This window comes from Mycobacterium sp. NGS51, from assembly GCF_059812525.1.
Window position 1 is genome coordinate 18,564 of record NZ_JCALCV010000019.1, and the last position, 18,033, is coordinate 36,596.

General features: G+C 66.7%; 20 protein-coding genes and 1 riboswitch. Of the genes, 7 read left to right on the top strand and 13 right to left on the bottom strand.

The features are described 5' to 3' along the window. The first annotated feature begins 3 nt into the window (after positions 1-3). Positions 4-222 (top strand): dodecin family protein, encoded by a 219-nt coding sequence (locus AC5Y5W_RS20495; RefSeq protein ID WP_065013640.1) that lies wholly within the window; start codon positions 4-6, stop codon positions 220-222. Here AC5Y5W_RS20495 and AC5Y5W_RS20500 read toward each other — a convergent pair. Together AC5Y5W_RS20500 and AC5Y5W_RS20505 are read right to left on the bottom strand one after the other, a co-directional pair. Then, the gene (locus AC5Y5W_RS20500) at positions 219-1,010 is read right to left on the bottom strand and encodes an SDR family NAD(P)-dependent oxidoreductase (protein WP_500012409.1); all 792 of its coding nucleotides are present in this window, start codon (positions 1,008-1,010) and stop codon (positions 219-221) included. The genes AC5Y5W_RS20495 and AC5Y5W_RS20500 overlap by 4 nt on opposite strands. A gap of 6 nt (positions 1,011-1,016) precedes the next feature. Then, positions 1,017-2,033: an SDR family NAD(P)-dependent oxidoreductase gene (locus AC5Y5W_RS20505; RefSeq protein ID WP_500012408.1), complete on the bottom strand. Its 1,017-nt coding sequence runs from the start codon at positions 2,031-2,033 to the stop codon at positions 1,017-1,019. Between the two features lie 127 nt (positions 2,034-2,160). On the opposite strand from AC5Y5W_RS20505, the gene AC5Y5W_RS20510 reads away from it, so the two are divergent. Both AC5Y5W_RS20510 and AC5Y5W_RS20515 read left to right on the top strand, forming a co-directional pair. Further along, positions 2,161-2,535 (top strand): group I truncated hemoglobin, encoded by a 375-nt coding sequence (locus AC5Y5W_RS20510; protein ID WP_500012406.1) that lies wholly within the window; start codon positions 2,161-2,163, stop codon positions 2,533-2,535. A 109-nt stretch (positions 2,536-2,644) separates the two neighbouring features. After that, entirely contained in the window at positions 2,645-3,412 is a 768-nt protein-coding gene (locus AC5Y5W_RS20515) for a class I SAM-dependent methyltransferase (protein ID WP_500012404.1), read from the top strand. Position 3,413: 1 nt separating this feature from the next. Here the strand turns inward: AC5Y5W_RS20515 and AC5Y5W_RS20520 are convergent, their stop codons facing one another. Both AC5Y5W_RS20520 and lspA read right to left on the bottom strand, forming a co-directional pair. Further along, positions 3,414-4,340, bottom strand: coding sequence for an RluA family pseudouridine synthase (locus tag AC5Y5W_RS20520; RefSeq protein WP_500012403.1), 927 nt, complete (start codon positions 4,338-4,340; stop codon positions 3,414-3,416). 44 nt (positions 4,341-4,384) lie between these two features. Further along, positions 4,385-4,948 carry a signal peptidase II gene (lspA, locus tag AC5Y5W_RS20525; RefSeq protein WP_499889607.1) on the bottom strand — a complete coding sequence of 188 codons (564 nt, stop codon included), beginning with the start codon at positions 4,946-4,948 and terminating at the stop codon, positions 4,385-4,387. Between the two features lie 88 nt (positions 4,949-5,036). On the opposite strand from lspA, the gene AC5Y5W_RS20530 reads away from it, so the two are divergent. After that, positions 5,037-5,945, top strand: coding sequence for an asparaginase (locus tag AC5Y5W_RS20530; RefSeq protein ID WP_500012401.1), 909 nt, complete (start codon positions 5,037-5,039; stop codon positions 5,943-5,945). On the opposite strand, the gene AC5Y5W_RS20535 is transcribed toward AC5Y5W_RS20530, so the two are convergent. Continuing rightward, positions 5,910-7,286 carry a DNA polymerase IV gene (locus tag AC5Y5W_RS20535; RefSeq protein WP_500012442.1) on the bottom strand — a complete coding sequence of 459 codons (1,377 nt, stop codon included), beginning with the start codon at positions 7,284-7,286 and terminating at the stop codon, positions 5,910-5,912. The two genes, AC5Y5W_RS20530 and AC5Y5W_RS20535, sit on opposite strands and share 36 nt — an antisense overlap. 34 nt (positions 7,287-7,320) lie before the next feature. On the opposite strand from AC5Y5W_RS20535, the gene AC5Y5W_RS20540 reads away from it, so the two are divergent. Continuing rightward, positions 7,321-7,887: a class I SAM-dependent methyltransferase gene (locus AC5Y5W_RS20540; RefSeq protein ID WP_500012399.1), complete on the top strand. Its 567-nt coding sequence runs from the start codon at positions 7,321-7,323 to the stop codon at positions 7,885-7,887. Between the two features lie 65 nt (positions 7,888-7,952). Here the strand turns inward: AC5Y5W_RS20540 and AC5Y5W_RS20545 are convergent, their stop codons facing one another. The 3 genes from AC5Y5W_RS20545 to AC5Y5W_RS20555 all read right to left on the bottom strand — a co-directional run bounded on the left by AC5Y5W_RS20545 (position 7,953) and on the right by AC5Y5W_RS20555 (position 12,572). Further along, a complete protein-coding gene (locus AC5Y5W_RS20545; protein ID WP_500012397.1) occupies positions 7,953-8,792 on the bottom strand; it encodes a PDDEXK-like endonuclease domain-containing protein in 840 nt (279 codons plus the stop codon). 77 nt (positions 8,793-8,869) lie between these two features. Then, positions 8,870-11,962: an isoleucine--tRNA ligase gene (gene ileS, locus AC5Y5W_RS20550; protein WP_500012395.1), complete on the bottom strand. Its 3,093-nt coding sequence runs from the start codon at positions 11,960-11,962 to the stop codon at positions 8,870-8,872. A gap of 235 nt (positions 11,963-12,197) precedes the next feature. Beyond that, positions 12,198-12,572 (bottom strand): ACT domain-containing protein, encoded by a 375-nt coding sequence (locus AC5Y5W_RS20555; protein WP_499889620.1) that lies wholly within the window; start codon positions 12,570-12,572, stop codon positions 12,198-12,200. A 126-nt stretch (positions 12,573-12,698) separates the two neighbouring features. Here AC5Y5W_RS20555 and AC5Y5W_RS20560 point away from each other — a divergent pair, with 126 nt between their 5' ends. Both AC5Y5W_RS20560 and AC5Y5W_RS20565 read left to right on the top strand, forming a co-directional pair. Next, positions 12,699-13,466 (top strand): chymotrypsin family serine protease, encoded by a 768-nt coding sequence (locus AC5Y5W_RS20560; RefSeq protein ID WP_500012393.1) that lies wholly within the window; start codon positions 12,699-12,701, stop codon positions 13,464-13,466. A gap of 46 nt (positions 13,467-13,512) precedes the next feature. Next, a complete protein-coding gene (locus AC5Y5W_RS20565; RefSeq protein ID WP_500012391.1) occupies positions 13,513-14,274 on the top strand; it encodes a lipase family protein in 762 nt (253 codons plus the stop codon). 53 nt (positions 14,275-14,327) lie between these two features. Here AC5Y5W_RS20565 and AC5Y5W_RS20570 read toward each other — a convergent pair whose 3' ends face one another. The 5 genes from AC5Y5W_RS20570 to AC5Y5W_RS20590 form a co-directional block, all read right to left on the bottom strand. Next, entirely contained in the window at positions 14,328-14,549 is a 222-nt protein-coding gene (locus tag AC5Y5W_RS20570; protein WP_499889625.1) for an Rv1535 family protein, read from the bottom strand. A 258-nt stretch (positions 14,550-14,807) separates the two neighbouring features. Then, a riboswitch (M-box (ykoK) riboswitch) is annotated at positions 14,808-14,976 on the bottom strand. Positions 14,977-15,077: 101 nt separating this feature from the next. Next, a complete protein-coding gene (locus AC5Y5W_RS20575; RefSeq protein WP_500012389.1) occupies positions 15,078-15,722 on the bottom strand; it encodes a TetR/AcrR family transcriptional regulator in 645 nt (214 codons plus the stop codon). Further along, positions 15,719-16,846, bottom strand: a complete 1,128-nt coding sequence (locus tag AC5Y5W_RS20580) for an NAD(P)H-dependent flavin oxidoreductase (RefSeq protein ID WP_500012387.1) — start codon at positions 16,844-16,846, stop codon at positions 15,719-15,721. The genes AC5Y5W_RS20575 and AC5Y5W_RS20580 overlap by 4 nt, the downstream gene beginning before the upstream one ends. A 79-nt stretch (positions 16,847-16,925) precedes the next feature. After that, on the bottom strand, positions 16,926-17,513 hold the full coding sequence (locus AC5Y5W_RS20585; RefSeq protein WP_500012385.1) for a carboxymuconolactone decarboxylase family protein: 588 nt from the start codon (positions 17,511-17,513) through the stop codon (positions 16,926-16,928). Positions 17,514-17,566: 53 nt separating this feature from the next. Then, positions 17,567-18,031 carry a hemerythrin domain-containing protein gene (locus tag AC5Y5W_RS20590; protein WP_500012383.1) on the bottom strand — a complete coding sequence of 155 codons (465 nt, stop codon included), beginning with the start codon at positions 18,029-18,031 and terminating at the stop codon, positions 17,567-17,569. Positions 18,032-18,033: the final 2 nt, after the last annotated feature.

Sequence of the window (18,033 nt, forward strand, 5' to 3'; positions counted from 1 at the left end):
CGCATGAGCGTGTACAGGGTCACCGACCTTATCGGGACGAGCACGGTGTCGTGGGAGGACGCTGCGGCGCAAGCAGTGCGACGGGCGCAGGAGACCATCGACGACATCCGCGTCGCCGAGGTTGTCGAGCAGGATCTGGCCCTGGACGCGACAGGTGGGATCACCTACCGCACCAAGCTCCGGCTCTCATTCAAGATCAGGCCGCGAGGGTCTACCGCCTAGCCGCGCAGCTGCCGGACGATCCGCAGCGCGGGCAGCAGCACGCTGCGCGGCGCGAACCGGCCGCCCATGCTGGTGACCTTGGGAACGATCCCCGGCACCACGCTGCGCTTACCCTCGAGCATCCCCGCGATCGCGGCTTCAGCCACCTCAGGCGGCGAGACCTGCGCGATGCGAACGTTCACGTGCTCGGCATCGGCGATCTGGGCCCACTCGGTGGGCACCGGACCCGGACACAACACCGTGCAGGAGACTCCGGTTCCGTGCAGCCCCTCGTGGACGGCCTCGGAGAAGGTCTGAACAAAGGCCTTGGTGGCCGAATAAACCGCCATGCCCGGCAACGGCTGAAACGCCGCGATCGAGGCGATGTTGAGCACCGCACCGGCGCCGCGCTCGACCATCCCGGGCAGCGCCGCGTGCGTGAGTTCCATCAACGCCAGCGCGTTGAGCGTGATCTGTTCGCTTTCCCGCTCAACCGGCAAGGTATGAAAAGCACCGCTGGTACCGAAGCCGGCGCTGTTGCACAAGCCGGCGATCGGTGTGTTGGCGATGCGCTCGACCAGCGCTACCCGGTTTTTGATGTCGGCCAGGTCGAGGGGCATGACGTCGACGCCGACCGAATGTTGGTCGCGCAGTTCGTCGGCGAGCTCGTCAAGGCGGTCACGACGCCGCGCGACCAGCAGCAGCGGGTAACCGCGCCGGGCCAGGCCGCGGGCCAGCTCGGTGCCGATACCGGAGGAGGCACCGGTGACGACGACGGTTGCCTGATTGTCAGGTTTGGGCAGGCTCATGATCACTCACCAATGAATTCCGCGGGTCGCTCGCACGAACGTCTCGCTGCGCTTGTCGAATTTGCTTGTGTCCCCGGACTTTTCGCCGCCCTGAGCGGCCGCGGAGTCGTCGAACATACTGAACGCACGGTTGCGCACCAGGTCCATCACCAGCGGGCTGACGGCATCGGCGACCGCGGCGAACTGGCCGAACGGTGAGCTGACCCGACGTGGTCGGTGCACGATCGCGTCGGCGAGCACACCGGCGGCCTGATCGGGCGTCAGCGTCGGGAATTTGTCATACATGGTGGTCGGGCTGATCATCGGGGTGCGAACCAGCGCCATGTGCACGGTGGTGAACCGGACGTCATCGTTGACTGTTTCGGCTTGCAACGCATCGCAGAGCGTGTCGAGGGCGGCCTTGCTGGCGATGTAGGCGCCGAAGCGCGGTGCGCGGGTCTGCACGCCCGCCGACGACACGTTGATGATCTGGCCGAAGCTACGCTCTCGCATCCCCGGGGTGAATTTGAGGATGAGTTGCACCGCGCCGAGGTAGTTCAACTGCATGGTGCGCTGGTAGTCGTGGATCCGGTCGTAGGACAGCTCGAGCGAGCGCCGAATGGAGCGCCCCGCGTTGTTGATGAGGATGTCGACTCCGCCGAGATCGGCCAGCACCTGGTCGGCCATCGCGGCGATGGCGTCCATGTCGGACAAATCGCACGGATAGATGTGAGCAGTCCCGCCCTCGCCGCGGATGTCGTCGGCGACTTTCTCCAGCTTCTCTGGGGTGCGCGCAACGAGCACCACCTCGCCGCCGGCGCGCGCGATTTTCTTGGCGGCCGCTTCCCCGATGCCCGACGACCCGCCGGTGATCAGGCTGACCCTGCCGTCCACGGCGTCGCGCAGCGAGCGGCCCTCGACCGCCTCGAGCAGATTTCGCAGATAAAACGGGCGGTAGCGGCCCGCTGAGTTCGGGGTGTTGACGATGTTGGACACCGCGGCCACTGGCTTTGCTACGAGGTTGGTGAGGTCACCGAGATTCATGGGTCGAGTCTGCTACACCGCAATGGCGGGTTTCGGTGATTCGTGGGCAATCGGGTTGTTACGTCAGGCAATCGCCCCGTGACGGCGGCCTAACGGCCGCGCAACCCTTGGATGGTCGGCTATCGGTATGGAATCGCTCTACGACAGAATCGGCGGCTACGAAGCGCTCGAAGTGGTGGTCGAGGACTTCTACGCGCGTGTGCTTGCCGACGGTGAACTCGCAGTCTTCTTCGCGGGGACGAATATGAACCGGCTGAAAGGCAAGCAAGCCGCCTTCCTGGCCGCCGCGCTGGGCGGCCCGGAAACCTACTCCGGCGCGTCGATGAAGCAGGTGCATCAGGGCCGGGGAATCGCCATGCACCACTTCAACCTGGTGGCGGGTCACCTGTGTGACGCGTTGGCGGCGGCCGGAGTAACCCCCGAGACGATCAGCGAGATCGTTGCACTGCTCACCCCGCTGGCCGGCGACATCGCCTCGGACGTCGAGGCTGCGCGGATCTGATCGCGGCGGCGGCTGTCCTTTCGCCGAGCGTGAAACTGTTGCGAAATTTCGTGCGATTTTTCGCAATGGCTGCACGCTCGGTGCATGAACGACAATGGACAATGCATCCATGCCGCAAACGTTCGACGAGCTGGTGGCGGAAGCCGCCGCAGCCCCGGTGGACGGCTGGGATTTCTCCTGGCTGGACGGGCGCGCCACCGAGCAGCGCCCGTCGTGGGGATATCAGCGACTGATGAGCCGGCGGCTGGCGGACGCGTCGGCCGCGCTGGACCTGCAGACCGGGGGCGGCGAGGTGTTGTCGGGCGCCGACAAGTTTCCGCCGACGATGGCCGCCACCGAGTCCTGGCCGCCGAACCGTGCTCGCGCCGCCAAGCTGTTACACCCCCGCGGCGTGGTGGTCGTCGCGACCACCGACGAGCCGGTGTTGCCGTTCGCCGGCGAGGCGTTCGATGTCGTGACCAGCCGCCATCCGATCACGTTGTGGTGGAGCGAGATTCACCGGGTGCTACGACCGGGTGGCACCTACTTGGCCCAGCACGTCGGGCCGGCGACCATGGTCGAGCTGATCGAGTTTTTCCTCGGACCGATGCCGGCGGTGGGAGCCGAACGGGATCCAGCCGTCGAGCGGGCCCAGGCAACCGCCGCCGGTCTGGAGATTCTGGACATGCGGATGGAGCGCCTGCGCGCAGAGTTCTTCGACATCGGCGCCGTCATCTACTTTCTGCGCAAGGTGATCTGGACGGTGCCCGACTTCACCGTCGACCGCTACCGGGACCGGCTGCGTGAACTCCACCAGCGCATCAAGGCGCAGGGCCCGTTCGTCACGCATTCCACCCGGACGCTTGTCGAGGCCCGCAAGCCCGGGCAATCGACCTGAGTCACCCGTCGGCCCGCAGCACATCCAGCGCGTGCTGTAGGTCCGGCGGGTAGGGGCTGACGATCTCCAGCTGCCGCCCGTTGCCCGGATGGGCGAACGACAGCGCTCGCGCATGCAGCCATTGCCGTTCCAGGCCAAGCTTTTTCGCCAGCTTCGGGTTGGCGCCGTAGGTCAAGTCACCGCAGCACGGGTGGTGCAGGGCCGCGAAGTGCACCCGAATCTGGTGGGTGCGACCGGTTTCCAGGTGGACGTCGACCAGGCTCGCCGCCACAAACGCTTCCAGGGTGTCGTAGTGAGTGAGGCTGTGCCGGCCGTTGGCGGTGACGGCGAACTTCCAGTCGTGGCTGCGGTGCCGGCCGATCGGCGCGTCGATGGTGCCGCTGGACGGATCCGGATGTCCCTGCACCAGCGCGTGATAACGCTTGTCGACCGTGCGCTGTTTGAACGCACGCTTGAGCGCGGTATAGGCGCGATCGGAGATCGCCACCACCATCACACCCGAGGTGCCGACGTCGAGGCGATGCACGATGCCCTGCCGTTCATGGATGCCTGACGTGGTGATTCGGTAACCGGCGGCGGCCAGCCCACCCAGCACCGTCGGCCCGCTCCATCCCACCGAGGCGTGGGCCGCCACCCCTGCGGGTTTGTCGACGGCGACGATGTCCTCGTCGGAGTACAGCACCGTCATGCCCTCGATGTCGACGGGCGTGTTCTCCAGCGGTGTGGGCGCCTCAGGCAGCCGGACGTGCAATAAGGCGCCGGCGGCCAGCCGATCGGACTTGCCTGCCGGCACGCCGTCCAGCTCGACTTCGCCGCCTTCGGCCAGCGCCGCCGCGGCGGTTCGCGACAACCCCAGCAGACGCGCCAGCCCCGCATCCACCCGCATGCCCGCCAACCCCTCAGGGATCGGCATCGACCGGTCGGTCAAGCGCCGCTCCTCCTCATCGCTTCGCTCTGCATCGTCGCCGGCGGTCAGGCATCGGGCTTACGGCGGCCCACGGTGTCGAAGTCGAAGCCGAACACCGACAGCGCGACCAGCAGGATCGCCCCGCCCACCACCGACGGGTCGGCCACGTTGAATACCGGCCACCAGCCGATCGACAAGAAGTCCACAACATGGCCGCGCAGCGGGCCCGGGGAGCGGAAGAACCGGTCGACCAGGTTGCCCATCGCGCCACCGAGGATCATGCCCAGCCCGACGGCCCACCACGGCGAGACCAGCCGACGTCCCATCCAGAAAATGCCGACCACCACGCCGGTGGCGATCAGCGTCAACAGCCAGGTGTATCCGGTTGCCATCGAAAACGCGGCCCCGGAATTGCGCACCAATGTCCAGGTGACGGTGTCGTCGATGATCGGCACCGGTTGACCAGGGGTCAGCAGTTTGACCGCGATCACCTTGGTGATGATGTCGAGCGCCAGCACGACCGCCGCGACCGAAAGCAGCAGGCGCAGCCGTCGCGGCGGCGCGGGAGCTTCGGCGTCTCCCGCCGTCGTGACCGGCTCGGCCGATCGTGTTGGTTCTTCAGTGGACAAACGCCGCTCCTCCTCATCGCTTCGTCCCCAGCTTCGCGGGGACCCCGCTGCATCGTCTCGCCGGCGGCTACCCCCCTATCATCCCAGCATGGGCCGCCTCACCGTCATCGCCACCGGCGGCACGATCGCCACCAGCACGGATACCGACGGTGTGCGACGGCCGACCCGCGGCGGCGCCGACCTGACCGCCGGCCTCGACGTGGACGTGGTCGACGTGCTTTCGCTGGACAGCTCGCAGCTCACACCGGCCGACTGGGATGTGATCAACGCGGCAGTGCGGGCCGCCGCCGATCACGGCGCCGCGGGGGTGGTCGTCACCCATGGCACCGACACTCTCGAGGAGACGGCGCTGTGGCTGGACCTGACGTATGGCGGTCCGGTCCCGGTCGTTCTCACCGGAGCGTTGCGCAGCGCCGATGCGCCCGATGCCGACGGCCCGGCCAACCTGCGCGACGCGCTGTCGGTGGCGGCCAGTTCTGCTGCCCGCGACCTGGGGGTGCTGGTGTGTTTCGGTGGGCGGGTACTGCAGCCGTTGGGTCTGTACAAGGTGGCGACGGGCTTCACCGGGGCGCTGCTGGGCACCGTCGACGGTGGGATCGCCGAGCCGAAAGCGCGGCCCTACTTGGGCGAGTTGAGCGCCGCGGCCGCCCCGCGGGTGGACATTGTCGCGGTCTACCCGGGCAGTGACGCGGTGGCGCTGGATGCCTGTGCGGCGGCGGGCGCGCGGGGCGTGGTGCTGCAGGCGCTGGGATCGGGTAACGCCGGCGCGGCGGTGATCGACGGGGTGCGCCGGCTTTGCGCTGACGGCGTGGTGGTCGCGGTGTCCACCCGGGTGGCCGGCGGCCGGGTCAGCCCGGGCTACGGCCCCGGCCGCGACCTGGTCGACGCCGGCGCGGTGATGGTGCCGCGGCTGCCGCCCAGTCAGGTCCGGGTGCTGGTGATGGCGGCCCTGGCCGCGCAGCTACCGGTGCGCGACGTCGTCGGCCGCTGGGGCTGATTCAACTAGCGCCGCAACGTATTCCGGCCACTGGAGGCTGTCGATGGGATTGGCGGGAGTGAGTTCGCCGGTGTCGAGGGGAAACGTGCGGGCCGGGCCCGGACCGGTGCTGCGGGTTTCGAACCGCACCGTGACCACGCCGTGGCCGGCGCCCTGCACCCAGCCGTGCCCGAAAGCGCGGTGCGTGACGTCGTCGCCGATCCGCCACGTCGTCGCGTCCGGCTCCATCGGTAGGTCTGTGGCGTGATCGGCTTCCGAGGTTTCCGCCGAGACCTCCAAGCCAGGGAACAGCGATTCCTGGCGCACGTCGGACAGACCCGAAAACCCAACGCCGAGTAGCCGAATCGGGCCGACTTGGCGCGGATCCAGCAGCAGGCGACGAGCCACCGCGGCCAGCGCGGCGGCATCGGCGGTGGCATAGGGCAGGGTGGCCGAGCGGGTCAGTGTGCTCATGTCGGATTTCTTCAACTTCACCGTGACCGTGCGCGCGCCGCGGCCATCGCGGTGCAGCCGCTGGTGGGCGTGCTCGGCGATCGGGCCGACCGCGTCACGCAGTTCGTCGAGGGTGGTCAGGTCGGCCGGGAAGGTGGATTCGGCGCTGATCTGCTTGGCTTCGGCACGCTCGGCGACCGGGCGGTCGTCGATGCCGCAGGCCAGCCGGTGTAGGGCGGGGCCGATCGTGGCGCCCAAGATGCTGGCCACTTCGGGCTGGCTCAGCGCGGCCAGCTGCCCGATCGTTTCGATGCCGAGTCGATGCAGCTTCTCTTCGGCGACCGGGCCTATCCCCCACAGCCTGCGCACCGGAAGCCCGCCCAGCAGCGCCGTCTCCTCGGCGCGCCGGACCACCCGGATCCCGTCGGGCTTGGCCAGACCCGAGGCGATCTTGGCGATCTGCTTGCCCGAACCGGCGCCGACGGAAGCGACCAGGCCGGTCTCGTCGCGCACCCGTCGACGCAGGTCCTCGCAGTAGGCCTCGACGTCGGCGGCTGAGGAGCCGGCCAGTTCCGACGGCTCGGCGAACGCCTCGTCGAAGGACAGCTGCTCGACGACGGGTACCGCGTTGCGTACGGCCTCGAACACCCGCCGGCTGGCCACCCCGTAGACCACCCCGCGCGGCGGCAGCACTACCGCCTGAATGCCGACGAGTCGACGGGCCTGATGCATCGGCATCGCCGAACGGGCGCCGAAAACCCGTGACTCGTAGCTGGCGCCGGCCACCACGCCACGGCCCCCCAGCCCGCCGACCAGCACGGGGCGGCCGCGCAGGGTCGGTCGAGTGAGCTGCTCGACGGACGCGAAGAATGCGTCCATGTCGAGGTGCAGCACCCAGCGGGAGTCCACAGCCATCGATGCTATTGCGCTAGCGTCTGAATCCATGGCCATGAATCTGTGTCACCGGTTGTGTTGCAGCTCGACCCGCTACTTCAAAGCTGTCGAGGACGGGCTGCTGCCATGGGTGCTCGGCGACCTCGACTTGGGTGACAACGTGCTCGAGCTCGGACCGGGTTACGGCGCCAACATCCGGGTGCTGATCGACAAGACCCCGCACTACACCGCCGTGGAAATCGACCCGCCGATGGCGCAGCGGTTGCAAGGGCGGTACGGCGAGCGGGCGCGCATCATCAACGGGGATGGCACCGACACCGGGCTGCCGTCCGACGAGTTCAGCTCGGTGGTGTGTTTCACGATGCTGCACCATGTGCCGACACCAGCGTTACAGGACCAGTTGTTCGCTGAGGCATTTCGGGTGCTGCGGCCTGGCGGAGTGTTCGCGGGCAGTGACAGCGCGGCGTCAACCCTGTTCTCGATTTTGCATTTCCGCGACACCTGCAATCCGGTGTCGCCGGACACCCTGCCAGACCGGTTACGCCGTATCGGGTTTACTGATATCGACGTGGATGCTAATCGCCGTCGACTACGCTGGCGCGCGTTTGCCCCTTAGCCGCGAAAGTGCAACTACCGACGTATATCGCGAGTAGACCCGTCGGTAGTTGCACTTTCGCGGTTCTAAACTGAGCAGCCGGCGGCACGCAACGCGTCGCGGACGCGGCCTACGACGATGTGCGGTCGGTAGCGCAGTAGCGCTGCGCTCACCCGGATAAGGATCCATCCCCGACGCTGCAGCTCAACGGTGCGGTCGATGTCGTTGGCGCGAATGCTCGGGTCGGTCCAATGTTGTGGGCCGTCGTATTCCACGCCGACAAGCCATTGCTCCCAGCCCATGTCGATGCGGTAGCTGCCCACCTCGATCTGGGTTTGCGGGCGCGGTAGGCCCGCACGGATGAGCAGCAGCCTGGTCCGCGTCTCTTGTGGCGATTCGGCACCTGCGTCGACCAAAGGAAGCACCCGTCGCAGCTGCTTCATCCCGCGAGCGCCGCGGTGGGCGTCGATCAGTGGCACAACATCGTCGACCGCGACCCCGGTGGCCCGCATCAACGAATCGATGCGGATGACCGCGGTTTCGAAACCGCGCCGCCGTCCCAGGTCGAATGCGGTGCGGGCAGGTGAGGTAATCGGCACAGCGCCGGCTGTCGTCGTCTCGCCGGCCAGCAGCGTCTCATTGCGGGTAATGATCAACGGCGGCGGGCGTTTGCGATCGGTGATGAGCTCAGCGGGCGCGTGCGCGTCAACCCACTTGGCACCGAGAAGCGCGGCCGCCGAGTTGCCCGCGACCACGGCTTCCTTAGCCGACCAGAGCCACGCGGCCACTGCCCGGTCTTTTGCCGTGAACTCAGCGCCGCGGCGCTGGTAGACGTTGCGATAGATGCGCGTGCACGACCGCCGCAGCTCACGCTCAGTCAACGTGCCGGCGCGGAGCGCTTCACTGCCGACGAACAGTGCTTCCAAGACCCACCCCTGTCCGCGAGAGTGCAACTGCCGACAGGCTCACTCGGGAAATACGTCGGCAGTTGCACTTTCGCGGCTCAGAGTTTAGAGATACTCACGCGAACGCCGTCACCGATTTCCACAGCATTGACGGGCTCGCCGAATTCGAAGCTGGTGGCCAGGATTTCGCCGGCGATCAACTCCGAGTGTGCGCGGGCCCAGTCGACCCGCCCAGCAGGCACCGACATCACCATGCTGATGCGGTCGGAGACGTCGAGGCCGGTCGACTTGCGTAGCTCCTGCAGCTCGCGGATGCGGTCTTTGGCCCAACCTTCGGCTTCCAGTTCAGGGGTGACCGTGCCGTCGAGCACCACCAGGCCGGCGCCGTCGGGCAGCGCAGCGGTGTACTCCGGGTCCGCTGCTACCAGTCGGGAGCTGTACTCCCCTGGCTGTAGCACGGTCGGGCCGGCGGTCAGCGTGCCGTCATCGTTGACGACGCCCTCGCCGGCTTTCACCGCTGTGATGGCGGCCTGCACGTCTTTGCCCAGCCGCGGTCCGGCGACCCGGGCGTTGACGGTGAGTTCGAATCGCCCGTAGCGGGCGATGTCCTCGGTGAGCTCGACGCTTTTCACATTGAGCTCATCGGCGATCAGGTCGGTGAACGGCTCCAGCTGCGACGGAACATCCACGGCCACAGTAAGTTTCGGTAGCGGCAGCCGCACCCGTAGCTGTTTGGCCTTGCGCAACGACGACGCGGCCGAGCACACTTCGCGGACCAGGTCCATGGCGGCAACCAGGTCGGTGTCGGCGGGCACCTCGCCGGGGGTCGGCCAGTCGGTGAGGTGCACCGAGCGTTCGCCGGTGATATTGCGCCAGATAACTTCGGTGGTCAGCGGCAGCAGCGGCGCGGCTAGCCGCGCGGTCACTTCCAGCACAGTGTGCAAGGTGTCGATCGCGTCGGCGTCCTCCTCCCAGAATCGCTGGCGCGACCGCCTTACATACCAGTTGGTCAGTGCTTCGGTGAACTGGCGCAGCTGCTCGCAGGCGCCGGAGATGTCGCAGACGTCCATCTCCGCGGTGAGGTCCTCGCGCAGCGCCGCCAGCTTGGCCAAGATGTAGCGGTCCAGCGGATGCCGCGAGTCGGTGCGCCAGCTCCCGACCTTCGGCGCGTACAGCGCCAGGAAGCTGTAGGCATTCCAGAACGGCAGCATGACCTGGCGCACACCCTCGCGGATACCGGGTTCGGTGACGATCAGGTTGCCGCCGCGCAGGATCGGCGACGCCATCAAAAACCAGCGCATCGCATCGGAGCCGTCGCGGTCGAACACCTCGGACACGTCGGGATAGTTGCGCAGCGACTTGCTCATCTTCTGACCGTCTGAGCCCAGCACGATCCCATGTGCCACACAGGTTTTGAACGCGGGCCGGTCGAACAGCGCGGTGGCCAGCACGTGCAGGGTGTAGAACCAGCCCCGGGTCTGGCCGATGTATTCGACGATGAAATCGCCCGGGTAGTGAGTCTGGAACCAGTCGGCGTTCTCGAACGGGTAGTGCACCTGGGCGTAGGGCATCGACCCGGAGTCGAACCACACGTCGAACACATCGGGGATACGCCGCATCGTCGAGCGCCCACTGGGGTCGTCCGGATTAGGCCGGGTGAGCTCGTCGATGTAGGGGCGGTGCAGGTTATCCGGGCGCGTCCCGAAGTCGCGTTCCAACTCGTCGAGACTGCCGTAGACGTCGACGCGTGGATAGGCCGGATCGTCGGAGGTCCACACCGGAATCGGAGTGCCCCAGTAGCGGTTTCGCGAGATCGACCAGTCGCGGGCGCCTTGCAGCCACTTTCCGAACTGGCCGTCCTTGACGTGCTCGGGATACCAGGTGATCTGTTGGTTGAGTTCGACCATGCGGTCCCGGAATTCGGTCACGCGGATGAACCACGACGACACCGCCCGGTAAATCAACGGGTTTCGGCAGCGCCAGCAGTGCGGGTAGGGGTGCTCGTAGGTTTCGTGGCGGATCAGCACCGCGCCGTTGGCAGTTCCGTTTTTCAGGTCGCGGATGATGTGCGGGTTGGCATCGAAGACGTGCTGTCTCTGGTAATCCGGGACGGTGGCGTCGAAGCGGCCCTTGGCGTCGACGGGTGTCACCGGCACGATGCCGGCCAGGGCGGCGGTGTCCATGTCGTCTTCGCCGTAGGCCGGCGCCATGTGCACGATCCCGGTGCCGTCGTCGGTGGTCACGAATTCGCCGGACAGCACCTGAAACGCGTTGGGCGAGTCCATGAAGAACGGGAACGGCGGCAGATACTGCAGACCCACCAGCTCGGCACCGCGGTAGCGGCCCAGCACTTCAGGTTCGTCGCCGAATTCTCGCGCATAAGCGGCCAACCGGGCCTCGGCCAACACCACCCGGCGATCACCGACCCGCACCTGCACGTAGCTGACCTCGGGATTGACCGCGACGGCCTGGTTGGACGGCAGCGTCCACGGGGTCGTCGTCCACACCAGCAGGTACGCGCCGGCCAGTTCCCCGTCGGACACCCGGAACCCGACCGTGAGCGCCGGGTCCTGGCGGCTTTGGTAGATGTCGTCGTCCATCCGCAGCTCGTGGTTGGACAGCGGCGTCTCGTCGCGCCAGCAGTACGGCAACACCCGATAGCCCTCGTAGGCTAAGCCCTTGTCCCACAACTGCTTGAACGCCCAGATCACCGACTCCATGTAGGACAGATCCAGCGTCTTGTAGTCGTTGTCGAAGTCGACCCAGCGGGCCTGGCGGGTGACATAAGCCTGCCATTCGTCGGTGTAGCGCAACACCGATTCGCGGCAGGCCTCGTTGAACGCGGCGATACCCATCGCGTCGATCTGCGATTTGTCGGTGATGCCGAGTTGTCGCTCGACCTCGAGTTCAGCCGGCAATCCGTGGGTGTCCCAGCCGAACCGGCGCTCCACCTTGTATCCGCGCATGGTGCGATACCGCGGAACGATGTCTTTCACGTAGCCGGTGAGCAGATGCCCGTAGTGCGGCAGGCCGTTGGCGAACGGCGGGCCGTCGTAGAACACGTATTCTTCGGCGTCGGCGCGGCGGGTGATGCTGGCACGGAACGTATCGTCGTGGTCCCAATAATCCAGGACCTCGAGTTCTGCTGCCGGGAAGTCGGGCGCGCCGCCGGCCGGCTTCGGATAGGTCAAAACGTCGTCTCCCTGTGCCACGTCTCTGGCCGGGGACGACGGACGCGCCGGTAGGCGCGAGCGCCGCGGTACCACCCCGCTTGCCGCGCCGAAGCGCGACCGCTCTACGACGGCTGTGACGGGCCTACCCGTTCGGTTCTACTGGGCCTAAAAGGGGCTGTTCTTCCGAAGGCTCCCCGGTGATGGCCGGATCGACGCCGCTGCAGCGATTGTACGGGGCGGACGCAAATCCACATCAGTCCAGCGCCGCCCTCGCGCCGGCGAAATTGTCGGCCCGCAGCACCAGGCGGGTGTTGGTCGCAAGGTAGACGGTTTCCAGGTTGACCTGCGCTGCGCCCAGCTTGTGCACGGCCTCGCCGAGCGCGCCGGGGCGGTCCTCCACGTCGAGCACGATCACCTCTTGCTCTTCGGCGATTTGGATGCCGGCATCCTGCAAGGCCTCGAATGCCGATGTGGCGTCGTGGACCAGGATATGAACCTTGGCCTGCCCGCCCCCACTGGTGACGGCGCACAGGCCGGCGATGTTGACGCCTGCCTGGCCCAGCACGTCGCCGACTTGGGCCAACTCGCCTGGGTCGTCGTCGAGATAGAGCATCAGATCGGTGGCCATGCGCGCTCCCTTCGGACCGGCTCGGGTACGTCAACGCTACTGCGGATCCCGACGCCGGTGGAAGCACAGCAGCGCTCGGTATGCTCACAATGCTTTCCCGCCAACCGCGTGGGAGGAGGTGCGGCGGTGCGGCTGAATGTGGCGCTGTGGACCGTCATCGCACTTCTGGCGGCGTTTTGGCGCTGGCACGCCGTCCCTGAGCCACCGACACCAACGCCTGCGACGAAATCGTCGTTGCCCGCGGCCGCCGCCATTGGTCCCGGTGTTGCGATCGCCGCCTCCTACGCCGACGGTTCAGGTGGCATGCGCTGCACCGCAGGGTTTTTGGTGCGGTCGAGCACCAGACATCCCGGCATGCTCTCCGCGGGACACTGCAACCGTCCGGGCGGGCCCGGCACAGCTGCCATCACGTATGCGGTGACCGACACCTACGAGATGGTGGGCACCTTCGCGACGACGGTGTTCGACGGCGACGGCTGGGGACACCACGACATCGCGGTCATCGCGCTGGACAGCCCCGGCGCCATCCCGCTGACGTCGGATATCGCCGACCGGATGGCGGTGACCGACGTCGACGACAATGTCACTGAAGGCGAGCAACTCTGCCATCTCGGCGTTCGCACCGGAATGCAGGTCTGCGGGCCGGTCGTGAAAAACAGCGGCGGCAAGGTCGCATTCGCGGCGCCTACCGGGTGCGGTGATTCCGGCGGACCGGTCTACACCGTTCGCCCCGACGGCACCGCCGCCGCGGTGGGCGTGCTGGTCGCCGGTTCCAACGGCGACGAATTCAAGCCGGGCTGCGAAAGGCCGGCGCGGTTCTCGGTGGCCGAGCTCATCAAGCCGTGGCTCGACGAGTGGCAGCTCACGGTCGTCACCACGCCGGCCCAGCCGTAGCCGTCAAACGTCCACGAAACCGGGGCAGCCGTCTTTACACTGCGGTGTGGCTTTCGACGCGTCGTTTGCTCGCGACGTGGTTCTGCCGCTGGCGACGGCGGCATACACCGTGATGGATGGCAGTGCCCCGGCACTGCCGCCGGGATTCGTGCAGACCTCGCTGATCCAGGCCAGCGGCGTGGTGCTGGCCGCGATGATCAACCCGCACCCCGCCGTGACGGCAATGACCAAGGACACCAACATTTTCGGGTTGATGGGTCACAACGCCACCACCCGCACCGCGTTCTTGTCGTTTCGCGGTACCTCGGACGTCGCGGATTGGGTTGCCGATCTCGACGCCGTCCCCGAGAACTATCGGCCGCTGGCCGGGTTCGGTCAGGTGCATGACGGCTTCCAGGATGTCTACGAGACCATTCGCACCAGTATCGCCGCGGATCTGGCCGCCGCGACCGCAGGCTGCGATCAGATCCTGGTGACCGGGCACAGCCTCGGCGCGGCGCTGGCCGTGCTTGCGGCGCCCGACATTTTCAAGAACATGCCGCCCAACACCATCGAACCCAAACTCATCACGTTCGCCGGGCCGCGAGTCGGGCTGATCGACTTCGCCGCGGCGTTCAACGCCACCATCGAAAGCTGCTTTCGGGTGGTCAACTTCCTCGACATCGTGCCGCACGTGCCGCCGTCACCGTACGTGCACGTCGGCAGCCAAATCACCGTCGACAGCGGCGGTCCGATCGACATCGGGTGGCGCCACAGCCTGGTCGCCTACCGCGACGGCGTGAGCGCGCTCATCGCGGCCCAGACATGAGGCGCTCCCGGAACTGAGGCGGACACCTCAGCGCCGGGAGCGACGACACCTTCTTACGAGCTGATCTCCAGCACGCCGGCCCGCCACAGCGCGGCGTAGAGCTGCCGCAGCGGAATGGACAGCAGCCGGGCCGCCCCCTCGACTAGCGGGTCACCAGCGAATAGCCGATCGGACTGCTTGGAGACGTGCTTGGTCGCCGCCGTCGGCTGGGGCACCACCCTCAGCTTCGGCGTCTGCGTTGCCGTTACCACTTCGTCGTACAGTGCAGCGGTCATGGTCGCCTCCTAAGCGGAAAATCAAACGGGAACAACAGGATTCGGATGTCCCGTCCGAAACGGCGCCTTGAGGCAAACGCGCTTGCTCAGCTGAGCGCGGCGTGCCGGAGGCCGGATCGGGACGAAACAAAGCCCGGATATCGGTCCGGACTATCACTGGAACTCATGCGTCCCTCACCTCCTCGCGGCCGTAGGTGTGCGGCTATCCGCACATTTCGCGCACAAGCAGGAGTACAGAACCCGATGATTATCGGGAAACCCGCACCCCACTCGTCAGAGCTTCGGCACTACACGGCGTATCCGGAATCCGGAAGCCACTTGGGCTCAACCCTTAAGCCGGGAGGAGCTGTCCTGACCCTGGGCGTCTCTCGACGTTCGGGGTCAGTGGCCTGTATCCATGTAGACGCCTCGCCTAACGAGGTGCTTACCCAACCGATGATGCATGAAGACCTCGACTGGGTCAATTCAAACACACCTGTGAATTCGCTGAACCACCGCTGAATGCGGTGAACTGCGGTGATGCCGCGACTACGAACGAGACCGGGCATGTCGCGGCCGCAGCCCGTCGAGCACCAGCGACACCATGAAATCGGAGACGTCGGCGGCGGTGACTCCATCATCGGTGGACAGCCGCCGGTGGGCCAGTTGACCGATCAGCGCGGCCAACGTGTAGGCCACCATCCGGGGCGGTGCGGCCACCACCTCGCCCCGCTGCTGTGCGGCGACGATGAAGATTTGAATGTCGTCGATGAACCGCTCGTAGATGCCGGCGAGATGCTTTTCGAACCGGTCCCCCAGCGCGTAGGCGTCGCGAAACAACAGTTTGACCGCGGCCTTGTCGGCTTCGAAGAACTCCAACGTCGCGCGCACCGCCGTGCGGAATCGCGCCTCGCCGCCGGGCGACGGGCCGACGGCCGCCGAGACGTGGGCCCGCAGCGTTTGCTCCTCGACGGCCATCAAGGCATGGAACAACTCATCTTTGGAGTCGAAGTACCAGTAAACCGACCCGTAGGCCAGCCCCGCTTCTTTGGCGATGTCGGCGATCGTGGTGGCGTGAAAACCCTTGCGGGCGAAGACTTTCTTGGCGGCGACCAGAATCTGGTCACGCCGGGCCGACTTGTCCTCGTCGCTGACCGCGCGGCGACGGCGGGTTCGGGTACCGGTTGGACTCACCGATCGACCAGCTCGTCGAGGTGCCCGACGGCGTCGATGAACTCCGACACCATCTCGAGCACCACCGACCGCGCCGGCTGCACCTTGTCAAGCGACCCGACCACCTGGCCGACGAAGTAGGTCGCCAGCTCGCGGGCTTTGGCGTCGGCGTGGCCGGCGGCCTGGTTGATGCGCACCTGCGGGTCGGCGACCAGCGCGCTTTGCAGCGGCATGCCGAGCGGTGACGGGCTTTCGGGCCGTTCCCACTCGTCGGTCCACGCGGTGCGCAGCATCCGCGCGGGTTTGCCGGTCAAGGAGCGTGAGCGCACCGTGTCCGACGACGACGCGGCCAGGAATTTGTCCTTGACCACCGGCGGCGTCTCGGCCTCCTCGGTGGTCAGCCAGACCGATCCGCACCACACCCCCTCGGCGCCCAGGGCCAGCGCGGCGGCGATCTGGCGGCCGCGGGCAATTCCGCCGGCGGCCAGAACGGGCAGTGGCGCAACGGCGTCGACGATTTCAGGAACCAACACCATCGTCGCCACTTCGCCGGTGTGGCCGCCGGCCTCGGTGCCCTGGGCCACAATCAGGTCCACCCCGGCAGCCGCGTGCCGCAGGGCATGCTGCGTCGTACCTGCCAGCGCGGCTACCAGCACGTCGTTGTCGTGGGCGCGGGCGACCAAATCCGCTGGTGGTGGGCCCAACGCACTGGCGATCAAGCGGATGTCGTGGTCAAAGGCCACATCGAGCAGCGGCTGATAGCCCTTCGGGGACACATTCAGTCCGGCCGTCGGTCGGGGCTTCGATTGGTCGCTGGCCGCCGAGATGCCGTAGCGGCCCAGCAAGTCGTCCAGAAACGCGCGGTGCTCTTCGGGCAACAGCTCTCGCACCTGTCCCGCGTCGATACCGCCCGATTCGGCGCCGACGTACTTAGGTGGCAGCAGCAGGTCGACGCCGTACGGCTTGCCACCGGTTTGCTCTTCAATCCAACTGAGTTCGCTGTCCAGCCGCTGCGGGCTGTGTGCGACGGCACCGAGAACACCGAAGCCGCCGGCGTTGGTCACCGCGGCCACCACATCACGGCAATGGCTGAATGCGCAGATCGGAAACTCAACGCCGAGCATCTCGGCGGCTCTGGTTCGCACGATGACGACGCTACGAGTTATTGATTGACGTGTCAATCGGTCTACAAGCTCCGCCGAATGACCAGTTATCGCACAGCTTTTAGTCGGATGCGTGTCGTAACTGGCCACTCGGCGCGCGTCCATCCGGAGGCCAGCCGGAGACGCCGTCCTCCAGGGGGACTCGCAGGCTGTGCAGGATCGACGCGATCATCCGCCATGCGCTGATCGCGGTGACCAACTCGATGAGCTCTGTGCGATCGCCGAATTCGCGTTCGCACGCTGCCCAACTGTCAGCACTCACCGCGCCGTTGCGTACGACGTCGTCGGTGGCAGCCAACACCGCGCGCTCGGCGTCACCGAATCCGTTGTGGGACTGCCAATCACGTACGCCCAGCAGATCATCGGCTGAAATGCCGAGCCCTTGCGCCACCCGCCAATGTTGGGTCCACTCGTACTCGGAGGCGGTGAGCCAGCCGATGCGCATGATCGCCAATTCGCGCAGCCGCGAGTCCAGCACACCATGCCAGAGCATGGTGGCCAGCAGATCATTGAGTGCGCGGGCCAGGCTGGGATGGTTCAGCAACATCTGAAAGATGTTGAGCTCGGCCATGTAGTCGGGTACGCCGGCTTCGTCGGCGGCGGCCTTGGCTTCGGCGACAGGCAAGAGCGGCAGGCGGGGTTCGGTCATTGGCGCTGCTCCTCCACATCGCTAACAATCGGCAGTGGGAGTCCCCGTGTCAATCAGGCAGCGGTCTGGCATACCCAACCGGCCGGCGTGCTACCGCTTTCGATGAAGCGGGCTAGCTCCGTGGCGGTGTGGGCGGGCAGACCGGTATCGGCGTGTGGGTAGATGACCGGCTCTTCCTTGGAATTGTGCTGCTCGAGTTGGCTCAGCAGCGTGCGGCAGGATGCCGCCAACCCCTCGCTGTCGGTTCCGGCTGTCAGCAGATCGCTCAGCTCGTCCATGGTGCGCCACAGCTCGCCATGTTCGCGCAGCATCACGAAGATCGGCATCACCATTCCGGCTTCGCGGAGCGGCGGGAACAGGAACACCTCTTCGAGATAAATGTGTCGTCGCAGCGCTTCCAGCGCTGCAACCAGCGGTTCGGGTTGCCCGCCACGGCCGTTCAACGTTTCGACGAAAGTAGCGATGCCGGCGTCGATTTCGTGGTGCTCGCGTTCCAGCGCTGCTGCCAGGTCGGGCACGG